The sequence below is a fragment of the Spirochaetota bacterium genome (genome assembly GCA_034190085.1).
In the GTDB taxonomy this organism is placed as follows: domain Bacteria; phylum Spirochaetota; class UBA4802; order UBA4802; family JAFGDQ01; genus JAXHTS01.
In genome coordinates this window covers 1-18,427 of sequence record JAXHTS010000048.1, presented here as the reverse complement: position 1 = coordinate 18,427, position 18,427 = coordinate 1, and the positions used below count along the sequence as shown (strand labels likewise).

The following is an 18,427-nucleotide window of genomic DNA, read 5'->3' as shown; positions in this document are numbered from 1 at the left end:
ATGCTATTCTAATCACTATCATATGCATAAACAATTAAAATAATTCCAGCTGTGCTTTTAAATCTTCATTGGCGGTTTCGTTTAGGCCATTCCTATGTAACATCTTCTTTATCCTATCTATCTCCTTAGGTCTGTTACATCTATCCCAAAACTCCATAGCCTTTTGATAATCCATAATCTTCTCACAAACTCGAGCCGCTTTATCATAAGCCCCTGAATCCATATAACATCTAATAGCAGCATTAAAATTATTTGCATCAAAATAGCACTTCCCAGCCTGTAGGAGATCTCCTGTGTTTTCGTAGATTGCTGCCATCTGCTGGTATTGACGATTGGATTTGCATATCTTTAAAGCCTTGTTAATCTCACCTAAACCTATAAAATAATCAACAGCCCTCTGGTAATGCCCGCTGAATGAAAATAGGTCTGAATTGTATTGATTTATGTCAAATCCTACTATAAGCTCATCAAATTTATCTTTATCATAAACATAATAATAGCAAGCCAATAGATAATCATCACCCTCCTCGCCTCTATGTTTAATGAGATTGAGCATTGCCTCCATATCCTTAGGGATATCATTAGAGATTCCAGTTTTATAATATGCGACATCCCTAGCAAAGGCAAAGACCATATTATAGTGCTTGAGTTCTATTACAAGGTTTATCATGGAGCTTGGCATCTCTTCAATCGGCATACTTGATGCATCATAGTACTTATCTATATATTTATAAGCGATAGAAGTGGCCTCTTCATCATTTTCCTGTTCAAGGGCTTTTAAAAAGATTTGTGCGGAAAGGTCAATCCTTTGCTTTTCAATATCATGATACCATCTTCGATGTGTTTTCATTTTTTTATAAATATATTTTAACAACTCCCCTGATATCCGAAGCTTCTCTTTTCCCTTAATAAATTTTTCCAGATACTCTAATTGATTCTCCTCAAAGAAATATTTAATAGCATCATCATCTTCATCAATGTTTAGATAAGACTCATATATCATCTCAGGATAATTGATTGCCTTATACCTTGACAGGGCCTTTTTGTAAAATCCCTTCCTTTGAAATAATCTTGCCTCTTTAAAGAGAATATCCGCCTTTTTTCTGTTATAGTTATTGTCCTCATAAATATAATCATAGAATCCCTTCTCTGATAGAGTAAATCGATTCTTAATTTCAGTATCTTCAATAATCGTGGCATAATTGTAGTAATCATTGATTTTGAAATAACACTCAGCTATCATTTCCTTGTTATCTATTATTTCAAATTGTTCGAGGGCCTTTATGTAACCTTCTTTTTCGTAAAAAATTTGCGCTGATTTTTTATAGTCCTTTAAGGCACTGTATCGAATGGCTGACTTTATTATGGATCTTCCGGTTTCGTGTAGTTGAGCTTCGGCTTTTATCAGTTCTATATTGTCCGTTGAAAGTTTAATAAATTTCTCGAACGCTCCTATGGCATTATCATAATCCTGATTTTTTTCATAGATCAATGCTATATTGTAATAATCCTCCAGTTTTAGGTAGCACTGGATCATTCCATCCTTATTCTTTAGCTTTTTAAAGAGAGTTAGAGCATCGTTATACTTCTCTCCTTTGAAATATTGTTCAGCCGCTTTGCCATATTTCTTAAGCTTTTTAAAACACTCCGCTGATTCAACATAATCTCTATCCAACTCATAATAGCGCGAGGCGTCATTGTAGTTCTTAATGGAATGATAATACCCTGCAATTGCCCGATAATTATTAGCCTTTTCCCAATTAGATATAGCTAAAGGATAATTTTTAAGCTTCTTCCAACCCTCCGCAGCCATATCGAATTCGCCATTCGCCTCAAATAATCTAATAACACAAACCTCAGCTCTCTTCCTGTCATTTAACCTCTCCCATAGATCAAGAGCCCTCTTATAATCCTGTATATTTTCATAATTTTCCGCCGCCCTTTTTATTAAGCCATTCCTCTCAAAAAGTACTGCGGCCTTTTCAAGTTGATTATTCTGTTGCCAGTTATAGGCCTCGGCAACCTCCGCCTTACTGGTGTTGCCCGAGTTCCTATAGCATTCCATTGCCGCTGGATAATACTTACGATCAAAGAAATAATCTCCCTGTTCATCCCATTCCTCAGGTGTTGATATCTTCTGCCATAGTCCCTCCAATATATCCTTATCAGAAGTAAAATAAACATGATCTTTTAAATCCTCCATATCCCATATATCAGAGGGATGCTCCCCATCATAGAATATAAGGTTATTTCGTGCCCTGGTAATGGCAACATAGAACATGTTAATCTCATGTCTAATGTGAGGATAATGAATATTATCTACAAGGTGTTCATTTTTGATCTTGCGCCAAATATCAAGGGATTTTTTGTCACTTATGAATTTCCAAATAAATACAGAATCGAATTCGAGTCCCTTTGCCTCATTGATAGTAAAAATGAGCTCTGTTCCTATAATCTCTTTTAATCTATTTTGTTCCATTTCATCCCGTACTAGTATAATCATACCTGCAATTGTGATTTTAATCTTCGCTATGATTTCATTTTCATTGATGTTATAAATCAGAAGAGGAGGGATGCCGTTAAATTTCCAATCTTCCTTTAACTCATTACTGCTGATGCCTATTAGCCTCTGTTTAAGATCTAGTAGAGAGTTTGAGAGTCTAATGATATTGCCCACACTTCGAAAGTTGAGTCTTAGATTAACCACATCTGGCGCATGTACGCCCCTTTCATAAAATCTGGACTTCACCTCTTCCCATCTGAAACCGCTTGGATTTATTATCTGCTTTGGATCTCCGGCAAAGACAATATTGTTACAGTCCTTTGCAAGCCTGAAGATCAGGAAGGTTTGAATATCCGTAAAATCCTGCGCCTCATCACAAACGACCAGATCATAATTGAAGCTATTCGGATAGCGATCAATCAGTCCTATAACATCTTTACAGAGATCAATCTCATCCCATAATCCTTCATCACAAAGCTTATCCTGATAATACTTAGCAATGGTGTAGATGTCGCCTCTGTCATATATAAAGTTGGGCGCTCTCTTCTTGCCAAGTGATATGTACTCATTAAATGTCAACAAGGGGCTGGCAAAACTATTCGCCTTCTTGTTTATGATCCTTTGGATTTCGGATAACACAAGCCTGACAGGAACAGAGTAGAGGATTGCCCTATCCATTAGGCTGATTGTAAATGAATCCAGACTGTTATAATCTGTTTTTCCTTTTATAATCCTCTCAATCTTATCGCAAAACTCAAATCTCTGCAGGTTAATTATATAATCCCTCAATCGATTGATATCAGTTTGCGATAATTTGCTATTGGAATATCTCGTCATGAGTCTTTTGTACTCCCCAAGGCTTATGGGGGGTTTGGCACCCTTGATTATTGACCTGATCTCCTCCCATACAAGCTCACTATCATATTTTGAATAAAGATGATGATTCTTGAATATTCTTTCAAACTCTATGAGGGATACCTCTTTTTGAGAATCATATACAATGTTGTATCTGTTGCATATCTCAAAAAGCAGTTCTCTGAATGTATAAAATTCTGGTTGATTATCGTGATCCTCTATCCCTGTTTTAGTTATTAGTCCCTTATAAAGACCCTGGGAGAATCTCTTCAGGTGTTCGTTATAGGTTAAATACACCCTCTTTTTATTAAAAAAATTGTTTTTTAAGAGATAATAGATTGAGATAATCGTTTTCCCGCTACCTGCGGTTCCTGATATGAGGAGAGGTGGCTCTTCTTGAAGTATATTCGCCTGATCAGCCGTTAATAATAGGTATATCTCAAAATCACTCTTGCCATTATGTTGAAGAATTCTAATCCACTCCTCCTCCCTGAAAAGCAGCCACTTCTGTGGTCCGCATTCATAGTTATATTTTTCCTCTACATTCTCCTGGGTAAAATATTCAGGTGACAGGTCATCAATTATTATATCGCTATAATCTTCTGTTATTTCCGGCTCAAAATTCAGAAATGGTGCATTACTCGGTATTATTCTATTTGCATTTTTATTTATATCATCATGCTTGGTTATTCCCCATACGTATATGGCTGTCTTTTTATCATGCTCCCCCACTGTAAAGAGTATTCTGTCGCCCCTATCGAGTCTTGCTTCAAAGATGACATTGTTTGATAAACCCTTAAGCTTTTTTACTCTGACACCACCATCCCAAAGGCCATTCCCAAGAAATTCAAACTTATCTCTTAATCTTTTTTTACCCTTCTCTGATAGTGTTAGGATATGCTGTTTTAATGAGCTGTTGAGTAAGACAATATATTTATTATTATTATCCATACTATTCATATAGTATTATTATAAATGCAGGTGGTATTTATTTTTTCTGGCAGGAGTAGAGAAAAATCATATTGATGAGTCATCATTGTATAATAATTGTCATTGATCAAGTAGAATTTATATAGTGTGATTCGAAACTCAGGGTATATTTTCAAAGTATTATGGATTAAACCACACTCAACAATGGGATTATTAACATATTTCTGAGCTAAAGATTATATTATTTGGATTTGTGCTACTAAGCAGCTCCCCGAAATATGATCAATGAATTTTTGAAGGATAACCAGTAATATCCCTGATGCTATCATATAAATTTTTCAATCTATGATACATTTTTAAATATACCCTTTCAAAGAGTTCCTTATAAATATCCCTATTGGATGGAATTGGCTCAAAGACCTTGCCTATGCCTGTCATCCCCTGTACAGCGCTCTGAAAATCAGAATAAAATTCGCATCCCACCGCAGCATCAATAGCCGCGCCTAATGTCGATGTTTCATAGGTATTAGGTCTTTCTGCCGGGAGATCAAAGATATCGGATGTTATCTGCATGGCCACATCGCTTTGTGAACCGCCGCCTGATATTCTCAGCTTTTGAATCTTAACCCTGTTTTTTAACTCAGTTCGAATCGCTCCCTCCCTTAGGGCAAAGGCTAATCCTTCCAGAATTGCCCTATATATATGAGCGCGAGTATGTACATCGCCAAATCCAATAATGGCGCCCTTTGCCTCAGGGCCGGGAATCCTGATGCCAGGCGACCAATATGGCTGTAACATCAATCCCATAGAACCAGGGGTAATATCCCTTGCCATCTCATCAAAGAGCTTTTCAGAAGCAATATTCTTCTTTTTCGCTATCTCTTCCTCCTTCCACCCAAATTCCTTTTTGAACCAGCTTATCATCCAATATCCTCTGTATATCATAATCTCTGTATTATAGGCCCCGGGCACTGCGCTTGGAAAGGGAGGAATAAATGGAATAACCTCAACATATTTCTCACTTGTAGTCTCAATTATCGCAGTAGTGCCATAACTGATACAGGCTATCTCTGGAGTAAGGCAACCTGCTCCTAATGCTTCACAGGCCTTATCTGTAGCTGATGCTATTACCTGCAATCCTTGAGGAATTCCGGTCTCCTTTGAGGCCTGTGGGGTAATGTAACCTAGTATCTCCGTAGGCTTAACCAATGATGGAAGTATATCCTTATTCATAGGAATCCTCTTCCAATAATTATGAGATTTTTTTGGCCACCTATGTCGCTTATAATCAAATGGAATAAATCCAACCTGATTGGCTGTTGAATCTATGTATTCACCTGTCAATCTATAAGTCAAAAATCCTGAAAGAAAGAGAAATTTATAGGTTTTATCCCATATTTCAGGTTGATTTTGTCTTATCCAGTTAGCATCGCTCTCTGTTATTGAATAATTAACTGCATCCATAAGATTCATGATTTTGAGAATTAACATAATCGGAAAGGGCGGCCACTTCTCCCTTTTGGCTTTTCTCTGATCCAACCAAACAATTGCCGGACGGAGAGGTTTCCCCTTCTTATCCAGATTTATTACTGTATTTCGCTGAGTTGTAAGGGTGACGGCCTTGATTGCCTCCTTTGGAACATCCATTGACCTTAAGAGCTTCCTGCAAGTAATGCCTAGGGTCTTCCAGAAATATTCAGGGTCCTGTTCAGCCCACCCTGGATGAGTAGAGAAATATGGTTCAATAGGCGTTTTAACAATTGAGATAATCCTACCCTTTAAATCAACTATTGCAGACCTTATTGACTGTGTTCCAACATCAATTGATAATATACATTCCTCAATTTTACTTATTGCCTTCTTTCCCATAATACTCTCCAATAGATAAATCTTTATAATAGCAGATTTGTGATTAGCTCAGTCCGCACCCTTCTTCATTTAATTGCAGGGAATACTTGTTATAAAAAAATCAATGATTCTATATCTCAAATAAAAAGATAGTTTATCATCTAATACCTAGATCAGGTATAAATATTCTTGACCAATAATTATTATGCAATCAAGATATTATAGTCTTAATTTATATGTAGTTGCCTCTTCCCCTTGTTGGTTTATATGAATATTTTTTCGGGTATTGCAACTACATTAATATGTATATTGAATAATTATCTATTTCATGATTGGAATTACAACCGATAAACCTGAAAAAATTTGCTCAGATCACTTCCTCTTAAGAATTGATGTCCCTAATGTACTATCCTCTCCCGGTCAATTTGTAAACATCAGAATAGGTGATCAAACAGACCCCTTACTAAGACGTCCTTTCTCGATTCACAATCATAAAGATAATATAATCGAAATAGTATTCAGGGTTGTTGGCAAGGGAACAAGGCTACTAAGCAATTATGAAAATCTCGGAAAGGTTGATATAATTGCTCCTCTGGGTAATGGTTTTACTCTAATAGAGGGGGGAAGGGCTCTGATAATCGGGGGTGGTGTTGGCAATGCACCACTATATTATCTGGCAGAGCTCCTAAAGCGACGAGATATTCATGTGACTTTTCTCTATGGCGCAAGGTCAAAGGAATATGTGTATCTACAGAATAAATATGAATCTGTGGCAAGCAGATTTGTTCTCACAACTGATGACGGCACGGATGGCAGAAAGGGTATTGTATCAGATGTGGCTGAAGAATTATTTCAAAAGGAAGATTTTGATATAATCTATGTCTGCGGACCAAATGCAATGATAGGGAGCGTGATCGATCTACTGAATAAATTATCAATTCCCACACCTATAGAAATTTCGGTTGAGACCTACTTCGGTTGCGGGATCGGGATATGTTATGGATGCACCATAGACACCCTTGTTGGACAAAAGAGGGCATGTGTGGATGGTCCTGTATTTGACGGACGAATTATTAGGTGGGATGCTTTTCAACAATCTCAATAGCATGAGATCATTCGTATTTTAGGGGAGCATTTTGCTATTCACTACCTTAGGTTAATGTATTTCAATTCAGTATATTGAGGTCCCTTTGGTGTCAGATTGGAGGAATAGAGGACAAGCTTCTTAAATGATGATTCTCCAAAGTATCTATCACTATTTTTCTCAATAAATTTTACAATATCCTCTGTCATCCTTTTGCCTTTCCTAACCCTTGCAAGGGTTAGATGAGGTATAAATCTTCTTTTCTCCTTTTGAAATCCAAAGTGAGATGAGAAGTTCTCAATATCCTTGAATATATTATCAATGATCCTTGCATCTGTTTTTATGCCGCACCAGATTACACTGGCTCTTTTAGCCTCAGGGAATGCGCCTATACCTGAAATCCTGAAGGGTATATCACCCTTAGAAAGCTCGATATTAGGGAAGGACTCAATAATTTTATTTGCCTTATTCTCATCACATTCCCCAAGAAACTTAATGGTTATGTGATAATTATTAGTAGACACAACCTTCAATAATTGATTATGCTGATTAAGATATTCTACTATAGGTTTTAATGGAGAAGTCACTCCTTCACCCTCAAGGGGAAGTGCAATAAAAAGCCTAGCCATTCCTTATCCCTAAATCATTATCTCTTCAATCTTCATAGATAGATTCCTCCTCCTCATCCTTTAAGGGTTCTCTAAAGTGATTTCCCTTTCTTCTATATTCATGCCTCTTGAAATCGAAATCAATCTCTTTTTCTATATTGAAGGACTTTAATCTGATGATTAGTTTGAATTGCCTATATTCAACTGGAATCCAATCAAAGGCTACAACTTTTAATATCCTATCCTGTGGCAAAATAAACTCGAATTTATAATCAATAACGTCTTTTATATAATCAATCTCCTTAAGAGAATTGCTCTGATTCAGATATCGTCTATTTGAAAACAATTTATCCAAGTCCAGAACCTTAAATACAGGCGATTTACATCTTTTTTGAACATCCTCGATCGATAGATCTTTCATCTCTATCTCGCCATATCTCAATTTAATGCCCTCAACCTCTAATATTCCAATACCAGTATTTGAAAAGACAATATGAAAAAACATAAGTTTTGGCTTTCTCATATTTGATATCCCTTCACCCTTACTTGAAAAAATATCATTTTTCATAAGATTTGTCCAATAACTCATATCTATATACTCAACCGCAATCTTATAAAACTCTCCCATGACAACCACACACTTCTCCTCCTCTATTTGTGTATCCAGTCTATCGACTGGCCTTATCTCCCTTAAAATGCCAGGTTTAGTTTTACACGCAAGGGTTGGTAAGAATATCGTAATAAAAATAATAATTAGTCTTTCCCAAGACATGATATTTTCTCCAGATTTGTTCAATGATGAAAAATAGCATTACTAATAATTACAATACAAGTTTTTTTTAACATATTATTATCGTGTATATTCTTTATTAATATTCCATTATACCATTGATATAGATGTCTAATTAAAATATAAAAAATCATGAATGTTTTCTGATAAATTATTTTTCCCTTGATAATTTATCCATCCCTTGTTCTCATATCCATACCTTTAAGACATTATTGAGTATGCGCTGAATTATTAAGATTGTGTATAATCTATCTTTAGGAGTTTTTCTTAATTAGTCGATTTATATAGGATCAGGAGGATTAATTTTTATATGGATAATAATAACCTTGAATTTATTGTAGGCATACCATCCTACATGGAGGCTGATAATATCGCTAATGTTGTAAAGACAATTGATGAGGGAATAAACAAATATTTTGGCGATCTGAATTCAATTATTGTAAATGTTGATAATCATAGCGAAGATGGTACAGGAGATATTTTTAAGACAATTAAAACAAAGACTCCTAAAAAATATATATCGACTAGAAAGGGTATCTTGGGAAAGGGCAATAATTTTTACAACCTATTTAAATTTGCTCAAGGTCACTTTTCTACACTGAAAGCGGTATTGGTGATAGATGCGGATTTGAAATCGATTACTCCTGAATGGATTAAATATTTAGGAGAACCAGTACTCAAAGGCTTTGATTATGCCTTTCCCTTTTATTCACGACATCAATTTGATGGCACCATTACTAATCATATATGCTATCCCTTAATTTATGGACTTCTAGGTGAAGATATCCGGCAACCAATTGGAGGCGAGTTCGGATTCTCCTCCAGGCTCATAAATCACTGGCTTGAGCAGAGATGGCTTCCCAGCACAAAGCAATATGGAATTGATATCTTTATGTCGCTAGAGGCTATTCTTGGGAAATATAAAATATGTGAGGTTGGATTAGGGACAAAGGTCCATAAAGCCAGTTCTCCGAAAATCGGACCAATGTTTACTCAAGTGGTTACGACCTTCTTTAATAAAATTCTCTCATATAGATCAGAGTGGTTAAATAGTGCTGGTTTTAAGCCAAAAACCCAACCCCGTTTTGGGTTGAAAAAGATCGATCCTCCTCAAGAACTTAAAATTGATATACGTGAGTTGAAGGAAAAGCTTCGTCAGGAATATTATGAAAAGGAACCTCTTCTTAGGAAATATTTAAATGAATACAGTATGAGTCGTGTAGAGAATATGTTTGAGCAGGATTTCTATAACATGGGTATACTTATGTGGACACAGATTGTATATCAATTGCTTTTCACATTTGATATGGGCGGCAAAAAGATCAAAGAGGAGGTTGTCGAAGCCCTTAAACCCCTATACTTTGTGCGTTCAATCGCTTTTGACTACCAGGCCTGGAGGTACAATATCAATTATGCAGAAAGCACAATAAAGGAACAGGCCAGGGCATTTTCTTCGCAAAAGCCTTATCTAATCGGTCTATATAGGAAAGAGGACTATGAAAAGTTTTGTAAAGTATAATTTAGCTACAGTATTCAAAACATCATTGGAAAATGTATTATACTCTTAAAAATTGATATTTCGTAAGTACAACACCTGTAGAACTAAAAGCTTATCACTCGATTGTGCAAAAACTTGTGTGTCCTGTTTTCACATCAAAGATCGTCATGGCATAATAATCCTGATCATTATATTGATTATCCCTAATAACCTTTGATTGTGCAACCCCTCCTGTCACTATCATGGGTATATCTAAAAATGTCTGTTCTGAATAACCGTGTATGTGCCCAAAGAACATTTTTTTTAACTCATTTCGATTTTTTTTGATAACCTCTAAAAAGTAATTGGAGGGTTTAGTTTTCAGAGAATGAAAAGACCAATCATCTATTTCTGGAGGGATGTGTGAGAAGATGATTGAATTCTCACGAATGTTCTTTTGTATCCAATGAGCATCCTTCTTTTTAAAATTTCTATTGCCAGTATTGATGCCGATAAATCTCCATTGAGATACATCTATTACCTTACGTAGAGCCCCAAAATACCTATAGAAGTTGATAAAAGGGCGATCATGATCTCCCGGTACAGCAACCCATGTTGCTGGCACGCTATTCATATAGTATAGTATCCGTTTATATTCACGGATGCGAGCGCGATAGGATAGATCACCGGCAACAATAAATAACTGTGGAGAATGATCTTCCCATACCTTCCTTAGCAGTCGTGGAAAGTTTTTCTCCCAACTCTTGCTGCATCCCGGATCTCCAAGAATGGCTATTGTCTTTATGCCCTCTAATACTGTAAAAGGTTTTTTAATAATATTCATATACCAAACACTCGAAGAAAGTGAAATTATATGATTTTGCAACAAAATATAGTTGCGAATATCAAAATCAAGGATTATTTTTTAGAAACGGGGTTTTAATGAAAGAATTCAATAATTGCTTTAATTAATGGTTAGGTATATGGCATCCTTTCGGTAGACCGATATGAATGGATAAACCTGATTTACCCTTAGCAGGTGGACATTAAGATAATATAAACAAATTATAAATCTACACAATGGCTTAATGTTTTGCAAAGGTTAATTTACAGAAGATATATTAATGAGAGAAAATCATATGGATAATAGTTTGATCAAAATGATGAATGTTTATATTCCGCAAATAGACATATGGATAGGTGAAATTCTGAAGAAATATCACAATCAAAAAATATCAGTGTTAGATTTTAATTTTCCAAGATTGCCTTTATTTTATAGCAAACAATTACTGAAATCCACAAATGTTATTATACTAAATGAGGATTTACCTCTTCCGCCTTTATTGCATGAATTGAGTGGTTTTGCCGAATTCTTTACTGGATACATCGCTGGCATCACCTATAAAGATACATATTTTATAAGGACGGATTTTTCATCGGATGAATCACTTCATTTCCATGAACTCATTCATGTTTTACAGTGGGACATACTGGGAGTAGAAAAGAATCTAACATATTATGCAATGGGTCTATTAGAAAAGGGTTACAGGGGATCCTTCCTTGAGGACATGGCATTCAGACATCAGAGTAGATTTGACCAAAATGATGATCCTTATAATGTGGAGGATGAGGTGATAAATGAGATAAATCATTACATAGAAAAATTACAATCTCCAAATGATGAATGATGATAAATGTATATAGATACCATATTTTATTTTGCATAGTAACCTATGTAAGTAGATATATTATGATCTGTGATGTATGTCAGAAAACCATGCAAATTTAATTCTGCATAATGTAAGGCTGCTAACCCTTGATCAGGATCAGGCTAATCTTGAGATTGTAGCTATCAAGGGTAGCAGGTTATTGGCTATTGGCAGCAGGGATGAACTCGATAGGTATAGGGGGCCACCTATATATCAGGAAGAACTTCAGTAGGGTATCAATCTAGCTAATCAGTATTACATCTCCCATGGCATTACATCCCTGCAGGATGATAGCTGGTCAAATGGCTTAGGTAATTGGGGATTCTATCAAAAACTTAAGGAATCAAGGATATTACTCCGCAGTATCACAATGATGGTTAACAGCAATGCTGTAGAGGAATTTAATGCAATGGATCTGCATAGCGGTGTTGGGAATAATCAGCTACGCATAGGTCCTGCTAAAATTGCACTTGATGAAAGCACTGGGAATCCTCAACCCAAGGGGGAAGGAAATACTAGCTCATGCAATCCGAGCACACAGGGCAGGTTTCCAACTTGCATTCCATGTCAGCGACCTCTACAACCTGGATAAGGCGATAGCATCATTGGAATATATCTCGAAGAGGGATCCCAAGCCATTCTGCCGACCTCGATTCGAGCATTGAGCAATATGTCCACCAGATCTAATGCATAAGATGAGTTTGTTAAATACAATTATAGTGACTCAACCATCTTTCTTCTATCATATGGGAGATCGATATCGAAAGGGGATGCCCCCCGAGCATTTAAAATGGATTTATCCCTTACAATCCTTTGGCAATCATGGTGTGATGACTGTTCTCAGCTCAGATTCACCTATGGTTCCTAGCGATCCATTTACTGGGATCTATACCGTTGTTACCAGAAAAGATCAATTTGCACTTACTTTTTCACCAGAAGAATCTGTTTCAACTATTGATGCACTTCGCATGTATAGTCTGTTTCCTGCATTTGCATCATTTGAGGAGAATCGAAAAGGTTCTATCACATCAGGGAAATTAGCTGACATGGCGCTATTGAGCGATGACCCAACTCAAGTGGAACCAGAGGAGATAAAGAACATTAAAAACCTTTTGACAATTATAGATGGGAAGGTTGTATGGGAAGCTTAAAATAATGTACAGTTATTAAACTTGATGATAGTGAAAGGATATGCTCACTTAAGTGGTTATTTTTATATTAATATTCGTTAGTTATCAAGAGCAGAGGTTGGGGAGCATCCTGTTAACAGATCTTTTCCAGCCCTGCCCCTGTCTTCTTTCTTTTCTTTTCCCTGTATATATCCCCACTTTTGCAATAATTTATTAATATCCCGTGAAAGAAGTTTCTCCTTTTTTATCTCCGCTATTCCATTGATTAGTGGCATACCCCAATATAATATCCCCCTATCAATTAGAGAAATGATATCATCTTCCGGCCTTCCCTTAATAACATCCATAGTTGGATCTAGGATATAATTTCTATTATTGGTTCGGTGCATTATCGGAAGGAGATATCTGCCTGCAAGAAGCTTTTCCATATTGTTAATATGAAGCATTACTTTTAAGTTTTTTGGAATAGTCTGATATATAAGATATTCACCGGCAGAAAGCTTAAAGAGATATTCCTGTCTGCTGATTTTAGTATAAGTAGAATTTTTTCCGGTTACCTTTATATCATAAAATAAGCCATGTAATAATTTTACTCTTCCACTAATATCTAGTCCCTTAGCTAGTAGGGTGTTTTCGGGTTGCTTAAACCTCTCTTTGTGAAGTAGAGTTTTCATTTTTTTTGCAATATGTGGCTTTTCATCAACAATATTATTTTGCTCATTGGGATCATTTTTAAGGTCATATAGTTCCTTATACTCTTCAACAATTTCACCTCCCCAGTGATGAGGGCGAATGCCAAAACCATAGAATCGTTCTGCATATTTATAGTCTTCTGTCCTTACTGAGTACATCATCCTTCCCTCAGAATATAAATATCTATTTTCATGCTCCTTCCCAAGAATAACAGGCAGAAGGGATTTGCCCTGATAATCATCCGGTACAGTGATATTCATAATCTCTAATATTGTTGGAGCAATATCTATGCTTCTTACCAGGGAATTGCTCTTGATGCTTGAAGGGGAAAAATCTGCTGTAGGCTTTATAATTAAAGGCACTCTCAATTCTTCGTCAAACTGAGTCTGACCATGGGAGTAGATAGGTTTTGCGTCCGTAAACGGGCTTCTCTCAAATTTATTGCTGAATATTTCACCATGATCAGAGGTTATAACGATAATAGTATTATCATATAGCTTTAGTTTTTTAAGTTCATTTACAATTCTTCCAAAATAATCATCCGTATAGGCTACCTCACCTAGATATGCCCTAAACCATGGATGAAGGTTTTTGAGTCTCTTCCTAAGTGGATCAAGATATTTCTTTGGGGGGATATATGCACTGTGAGGAGCATTGTAGTTTATGAATAGAAAAAATTTTCTTCGACTATGATTTTTTATAAAACTGATAGCCTCATCAGTAATGTCAATTGTATCCTCCCATTGCGTTTCATATTCTGAGAGTTCATCAAAATCAAGATCTACACCAATGCCAGTGTAGTCCATAATAAAAGAATTGTTACCAATTGATCTAGTAATATACCCGTGTTTCTTCAGTATCGAGTTTACTGGTTTTATGCCACTCTTATGATAGAAGAACTCCTTCTCCTCATCGCTTACCGGTGGATAATATTGATTCACACCAGTACTTGATGCATAACGGGAAGATAGCATTGCAATTGTGGAAGGTCTCGTCCAATTGGAAACAACAAAGTGGTTGCTAAATACAAATCCATCCTCTGCCAATGAATCAATGTTCGGAGTAAGATGATACTTGTTATTTATCGAATCAACACAATCAGCCCTGAGGGCATCAATAGAGATGAAAACAACGTTAGGAGGTCTATTTTTGTTGCTGATTCTTTTAAATATTTCTGGATTTGAAATAAAAATATGTTCATACTGCTCGGATGGTGTTTCGAATTCAATATCTATTGAAGATGTTTCAAGATTTTCTCGAGGAAGATCGATAGAGTAATCAATCCAATGTTTTTCTGGAATGGATATGTTTGAATTTTTATTATTAAAAAGAATTTTCTTTTTATCGATATCCCTCAAAGTGACTACAAGTTTTCTATCAGATTTTATTTTATTAAGTTGATATCCTGCTATAGAAAAGGATAGAAATAAATTACTGCTACTTTTTATATTCAGGGGTAATGAAATTTTGCATGGAGAGCCTTTATAAGCACCAAGGTAGATTGAACGTCTCATATTTTGAAACATCCTTTCTTTATCAATCTCAAAACCCACTTTCACTAGCCTTGGTGAATCAGGACTCCATGGATCTTTGTATATTTTTGAATACTTTTTTAGATCCTTATACTTGCTTTCAAAATCTAAATCTTGAACTACTGCGCTATCAAATTGAGATATAAGATCAGTTGTAAGTTCCTCATATAGCAAGCCGCTGGACTCACCCCTGGAACATGATAGAAAGGGAAGGCAGATAATTATTATTAAAAAAATATTCAATTTTCTCCTAAGGATAGATGTCATTTCGCTATATTTTTTATTGATATTGTTGATATTTATGTGTATTAGATAGTGATATTCCTATGTTCTTATTGAAGAAAAAGAAGGATTTACTTGTTACCTGATAAGAGTTGTAAATATATTCCTCAACATATAGTTTTACATATTACAGACTAGAATCACATAGTGCTGAGAATTGAACTTCTGTCAAGCAAACTTTACCATTCAATGCCATTTGCAATACCATAAGCGTTCACTATTAGAAATTCATCTATATATAATACTGAAATAAATGATTCCATAATTTTTCAAAGGATTTGGATAGGCTTAATAAAAATTGGATGGACTAAATTTTATTGAAGAATAATACTGAAATGGATAATTAATAATTATGGAGGTAATAAAATGCTGATAAAGGAATACTCAGACCTGAAAATAAAAACTCCTGATTGTATAGTCGGAGCTCCAGTTTGGGTTGCTCATTTCAAGCTGGATAATGATGTAACTCAATTGTTTCCATACATCAATGAGATGATAGAAGATTCAATATATTATGAAAAACCTCATTATATTCAATTTACATTAGATGGATTTCGATGCGCCTTATATCCTGACAATGTTGCTGTGGCACCCTTTGAGGATCGCAACCAAGCAATAGGATTTATTGGAAGACTTATTGATTTTCTTAATGATATTTACATGAGGATGGATTTCCTAAAACCAAATTATAAAAAATATAGGCACATCCCTGTTCTTGAAATTTTCAAATTATTACCACAGACCAATTGCAAAAAGTGTGGGTATCTCTCTTGCATGGCATTCGCGAGTGCAATCAGCAAGGGGGAGACACTCATAGATAGATGCATAGAATTGAACAATAAAAGTGATGAAAATGTTGATAGACTGCTGAACTTACTCTCTGCAGATAATAGCTGAACACCTATCATATGATGATAATTCCCTGAGAATTGTGTTGATATTGTTGTTTACCCAGATTAAAGACAAAGTGATAGATATAGTATTACTAAGTTGATTAAGTTAAGCATTCACATTTAATAGCTACGCTGACACTATACTACTATAGAAAAAAGTTTATGACAGATCTAAGAAATACCAGAGAAAAAATTGCACTGGTGCTGGATTTTTTGTCAATAGTAGCTTTTCTCATTATAATATTAATTTTTATAACAGGTGGTTATAGAGGTGCTATATTCGGGATATTTATCAGCATAAGGGCATTATTGAATCCTGTTTTATTTTTAATATGTATTTATATTTTTAGAATTTTTTTCCTGGGAGAAAAAATTGAATCCTCATTACCTATCAAGATATTGTTAAAAATTGTAAAAAGTATTAATAATAATCCCGGGAAATTTCTGATCTTGCTTTCAATTTATCTGATATATTTTAAAATATTGCAGCATATTGGATATGATACTTATTCCCATGATTTATCAGTATTCGATTATCCCATTCATTATACCCTTAATGGAAAATTTATGTATTATCCATGGTGGGATTCCATTACAAACTACCTGGGTATTCACTTCTCGCCAATTCTTTTAGCAATTGTCCCACTATATGTGATATTTGATTCTCCTGTAATACTGTTAATCTTACAGGGATTGTTTATATCCCTTGCTCTAATACCATTGTTTAAAATCTCTGAAGAAAGCAAATTCACAAAAGAAGAGAAGTTACTTATTGGATTAGCATTTATTTTTAATCCTTATACTTGGGAAGGATTTATTTATAATTTTCACATTGAAGTATTATATCCATTATTATTTTTTTCAGCTTATTATACTGTTATAAAAAAGAGATATATCCTGCATTCTATTTTCATAGTGATCATATTGTTAATTAAAGAAGATGCTTTTATCTATTGTATAATGCTGGAATTATTTTTTCTAATTTTTACAGACAATAGAAGGATCGCTATATTAAATATAGCTTTATCTTTAATATGGGGTATAATGACATTAAAAGTGATAATGCCCAGTTTTTATATTGATGGAAACATGAGGAATCTAGTAGCAGAAAGATATGGACATATGGGAAGTAATTTTGTAGAGATCATTAGTTATATTTTGACTCATCCAATTGATATGTTTAAGCTGATGTTCAATAAGGCTTTTGGAGGATTTCTCCTCTCATTTGCATTTTTGCCAGTGTTATATATGAAACTATCAATATTTGCTCTCCCTTCAATTTTCATCAATCTTTTATCAAGAGCAGAGTCTCAATCCAACCTTGGTTTATACTATGCAATGTCAGCCATACCATTTTACTTCATTGCAATAGCAATATCAATGGAAAGGTTTCATCAAAAATGGAGGAAAAGATTACTCCTGTTAATTTTCATTATAGGTATTGTCTGTTTTCGAACAACAGGATGCATGATTCCAGATTATAATGATTTTAAAGCTCATTTTTTATTTGCAAATTTTCATACAAAAGATGGTATTTCAGCTCAGTCAAATATTGTTCCACATCTACCCAGGTATAAAAATATGAAGGTTTATCCTGAAAGAGATGGTAATACAATTTATATAATGCTGAAACTAACAGGCTTTAATGGGGTGAACAAATCAAGGATAGAATACTACAAGGAAATTTTGCATTTAATTGATAATGAAGGTTTTACTGTGGGAGAATATTTTTTCCCTTTTGTCATATTAAATAGAGACGATGATAGATCTGAAGGTAATGAAAAGGAATTGAAAGTAAGATTGAATCTTGTTAAATTAATTTCAGAAATTAAGCATAAACATTAATGGAGCTTAGTGATATCTGCTGAAATCTTATTTAGGATGACCAGTAAATAGTTGAGATGAAGGGTGAGCCTGTTCCGAAACTAGTTGAAATGCATAGCAGTTATCTCAGTGTCAACTTCTATAACAATAAGAGCCTATTCCAGTAGGCCAGTTGCTCTCCATGTAATGATTCCGCATGCGATGTGCAACATTGCAAGAAAAGTATCAGCTCTTTTTTCCCATCGAACAAGAATCCTCCGGAATCGATT

Annotated in this window: 15 protein-coding genes; 8 read left to right on the top strand and 7 right to left on the bottom strand. The window is 35.0% G+C overall.

Annotation, left to right across the window (positions count from 1 at the left end; genetic code table 11):
- Positions 1 to 34 precede the first annotated feature (34 nt).
- Positions 35 to 4,309 (bottom strand): 3'-5' exonuclease, encoded by a 4,275-nt coding sequence (locus SVZ03_08185; protein MDY6934187.1) that lies wholly within the window; start codon positions 4,307 to 4,309, stop codon positions 35 to 37.
- A gap of 261 nt (positions 4,310 to 4,570) precedes the next feature.
- Positions 4,571 to 6,157, bottom strand: coding sequence for an FGGY-family carbohydrate kinase (locus tag SVZ03_08180; GenBank protein MDY6934186.1), 1,587 nt, complete (start codon positions 6,155 to 6,157; stop codon positions 4,571 to 4,573).
- A 307-nt stretch (positions 6,158 to 6,464) separates the two neighbouring features.
- Here SVZ03_08180 and SVZ03_08175 point away from each other — a divergent pair, with 307 nt between their 5' ends.
- The gene (locus tag SVZ03_08175) at positions 6,465 to 7,241 is read left to right on the top strand and encodes a dihydroorotate dehydrogenase electron transfer subunit (GenBank protein ID MDY6934185.1); all 777 of its coding nucleotides are present in this window, start codon (positions 6,465 to 6,467) and stop codon (positions 7,239 to 7,241) included.
- Positions 7,242 to 7,282: 41 nt separating this feature from the next.
- Here SVZ03_08175 and thpR read toward each other — a convergent pair whose 3' ends face one another.
- Together thpR and SVZ03_08165 are read right to left on the bottom strand one after the other, a co-directional pair.
- Positions 7,283 to 7,849, bottom strand: a complete 567-nt coding sequence (gene thpR / locus SVZ03_08170; protein ID MDY6934184.1) for an RNA 2',3'-cyclic phosphodiesterase — start codon at positions 7,847 to 7,849, stop codon at positions 7,283 to 7,285.
- Positions 7,850 to 7,874: 25 nt separating this feature from the next.
- On the bottom strand, positions 7,875 to 8,600 hold the full coding sequence (locus SVZ03_08165; GenBank protein MDY6934183.1) for a hypothetical protein: 726 nt from the start codon (positions 8,598 to 8,600) through the stop codon (positions 7,875 to 7,877).
- Between the two features lie 328 nt (positions 8,601 to 8,928).
- Here SVZ03_08165 and SVZ03_08160 point away from each other — a divergent pair, with 328 nt between their 5' ends.
- Positions 8,929 to 10,137, top strand: a complete 1,209-nt coding sequence (locus tag SVZ03_08160; protein MDY6934182.1) for a glycosyltransferase — start codon at positions 8,929 to 8,931, stop codon at positions 10,135 to 10,137.
- 94 nt (positions 10,138 to 10,231) lie between these two features.
- Here the strand turns inward: SVZ03_08160 and SVZ03_08155 are convergent, their stop codons facing one another.
- Positions 10,232 to 10,939 carry a metallophosphoesterase gene (locus SVZ03_08155; protein ID MDY6934181.1) on the bottom strand — a complete coding sequence of 236 codons (708 nt, stop codon included), beginning with the start codon at positions 10,937 to 10,939 and terminating at the stop codon, positions 10,232 to 10,234.
- Between the two features lie 295 nt (positions 10,940 to 11,234).
- Between SVZ03_08155 and SVZ03_08150 the strand changes: the two genes are divergently transcribed.
- From SVZ03_08150 to SVZ03_08135, 4 genes are all read left to right on the top strand, one after another.
- Positions 11,235 to 11,783 (top strand): hypothetical protein, encoded by a 549-nt coding sequence (locus SVZ03_08150; protein ID MDY6934180.1) that lies wholly within the window; start codon positions 11,235 to 11,237, stop codon positions 11,781 to 11,783.
- Between the two features lie 76 nt (positions 11,784 to 11,859).
- Positions 11,860 to 12,036 carry a hypothetical protein gene (locus SVZ03_08145; protein MDY6934179.1) on the top strand — a complete coding sequence of 59 codons (177 nt, stop codon included), beginning with the start codon at positions 11,860 to 11,862 and terminating at the stop codon, positions 12,034 to 12,036.
- Between the two features lie 138 nt (positions 12,037 to 12,174).
- Complete coding sequence (locus SVZ03_08140) at positions 12,175 to 12,396, top strand: hypothetical protein (GenBank protein MDY6934178.1); 222 nt, start codon at positions 12,175 to 12,177, stop codon at positions 12,394 to 12,396.
- A gap of 94 nt (positions 12,397 to 12,490) precedes the next feature.
- Entirely contained in the window at positions 12,491 to 12,955 is a 465-nt protein-coding gene (locus tag SVZ03_08135; GenBank protein MDY6934177.1) for an amidohydrolase family protein, read from the top strand.
- Positions 12,956 to 13,032: 77 nt separating this feature from the next.
- Here SVZ03_08135 and SVZ03_08130 read toward each other — a convergent pair whose 3' ends face one another.
- Entirely contained in the window at positions 13,033 to 15,402 is a 2,370-nt protein-coding gene (locus tag SVZ03_08130) for a sulfatase (protein MDY6934176.1), read from the bottom strand.
- 405 nt (positions 15,403 to 15,807) lie between these two features.
- Between SVZ03_08130 and SVZ03_08125 the strand changes: the two genes are divergently transcribed.
- The gene (locus SVZ03_08125; GenBank protein MDY6934175.1) at positions 15,808 to 16,338 is read left to right on the top strand and encodes a (Fe-S)-binding protein; all 531 of its coding nucleotides are present in this window, start codon (positions 15,808 to 15,810) and stop codon (positions 16,336 to 16,338) included.
- 158 nt (positions 16,339 to 16,496) lie between these two features.
- Complete coding sequence (locus tag SVZ03_08120) at positions 16,497 to 18,179, top strand: DUF2079 domain-containing protein (protein MDY6934174.1); 1,683 nt, start codon at positions 16,497 to 16,499, stop codon at positions 18,177 to 18,179.
- A 134-nt stretch (positions 18,180 to 18,313) separates the two neighbouring features.
- Here SVZ03_08120 and SVZ03_08115 read toward each other — a convergent pair.
- Positions 18,314 to 18,427 (bottom strand): IS5/IS1182 family transposase (locus SVZ03_08115; GenBank protein MDY6934173.1); only part of this gene is annotated, 114 nt, incomplete at its 5' end.

Excerpts from the sequence above, each read along its gene's own strand:
- SVZ03_08185 (MDY6934187.1), bottom strand. The coding sequence starts at position 4,309 with ATGGATAATAATAATAAATATATTGTCTTACTCAACAGCTCATTAAAA.
- SVZ03_08180 (MDY6934186.1), bottom strand. The coding sequence starts at position 6,157 with ATGGGAAAGAAGGCAATAAGTAAAATTGAGGAATGTATATTATCAATT.
- SVZ03_08175 (MDY6934185.1), top strand. The coding sequence starts at position 6,465 with ATGATTGGAATTACAACCGATAAACCTGAAAAAATTTGCTCAGATCAC.
- thpR (MDY6934184.1), bottom strand. The coding sequence starts at position 7,849 with ATGGCTAGGCTTTTTATTGCACTTCCCCTTGAGGGTGAAGGAGTGACT.
- SVZ03_08165 (MDY6934183.1), bottom strand. The coding sequence starts at position 8,600 with ATGTCTTGGGAAAGACTAATTATTATTTTTATTACGATATTCTTACCA.
- SVZ03_08160 (MDY6934182.1), top strand. The coding sequence starts at position 8,929 with ATGGATAATAATAACCTTGAATTTATTGTAGGCATACCATCCTACATG.
- SVZ03_08155 (MDY6934181.1), bottom strand. The coding sequence starts at position 10,939 with ATGAATATTATTAAAAAACCTTTTACAGTATTAGAGGGCATAAAGACA.
- SVZ03_08150 (MDY6934180.1), top strand. The coding sequence starts at position 11,235 with ATGGATAATAGTTTGATCAAAATGATGAATGTTTATATTCCGCAAATA.
- SVZ03_08145 (MDY6934179.1), top strand. The coding sequence starts at position 11,860 with ATGTCAGAAAACCATGCAAATTTAATTCTGCATAATGTAAGGCTGCTA.
- SVZ03_08140 (MDY6934178.1), top strand. The coding sequence starts at position 12,175 with ATGATGGTTAACAGCAATGCTGTAGAGGAATTTAATGCAATGGATCTG.
- SVZ03_08135 (MDY6934177.1), top strand. The coding sequence starts at position 12,491 with ATGCATAAGATGAGTTTGTTAAATACAATTATAGTGACTCAACCATCT.
- SVZ03_08125 (MDY6934175.1), top strand. The coding sequence starts at position 15,808 with ATGCTGATAAAGGAATACTCAGACCTGAAAATAAAAACTCCTGATTGT.
- SVZ03_08120 (MDY6934174.1), top strand. The coding sequence starts at position 16,497 with ATGACAGATCTAAGAAATACCAGAGAAAAAATTGCACTGGTGCTGGAT.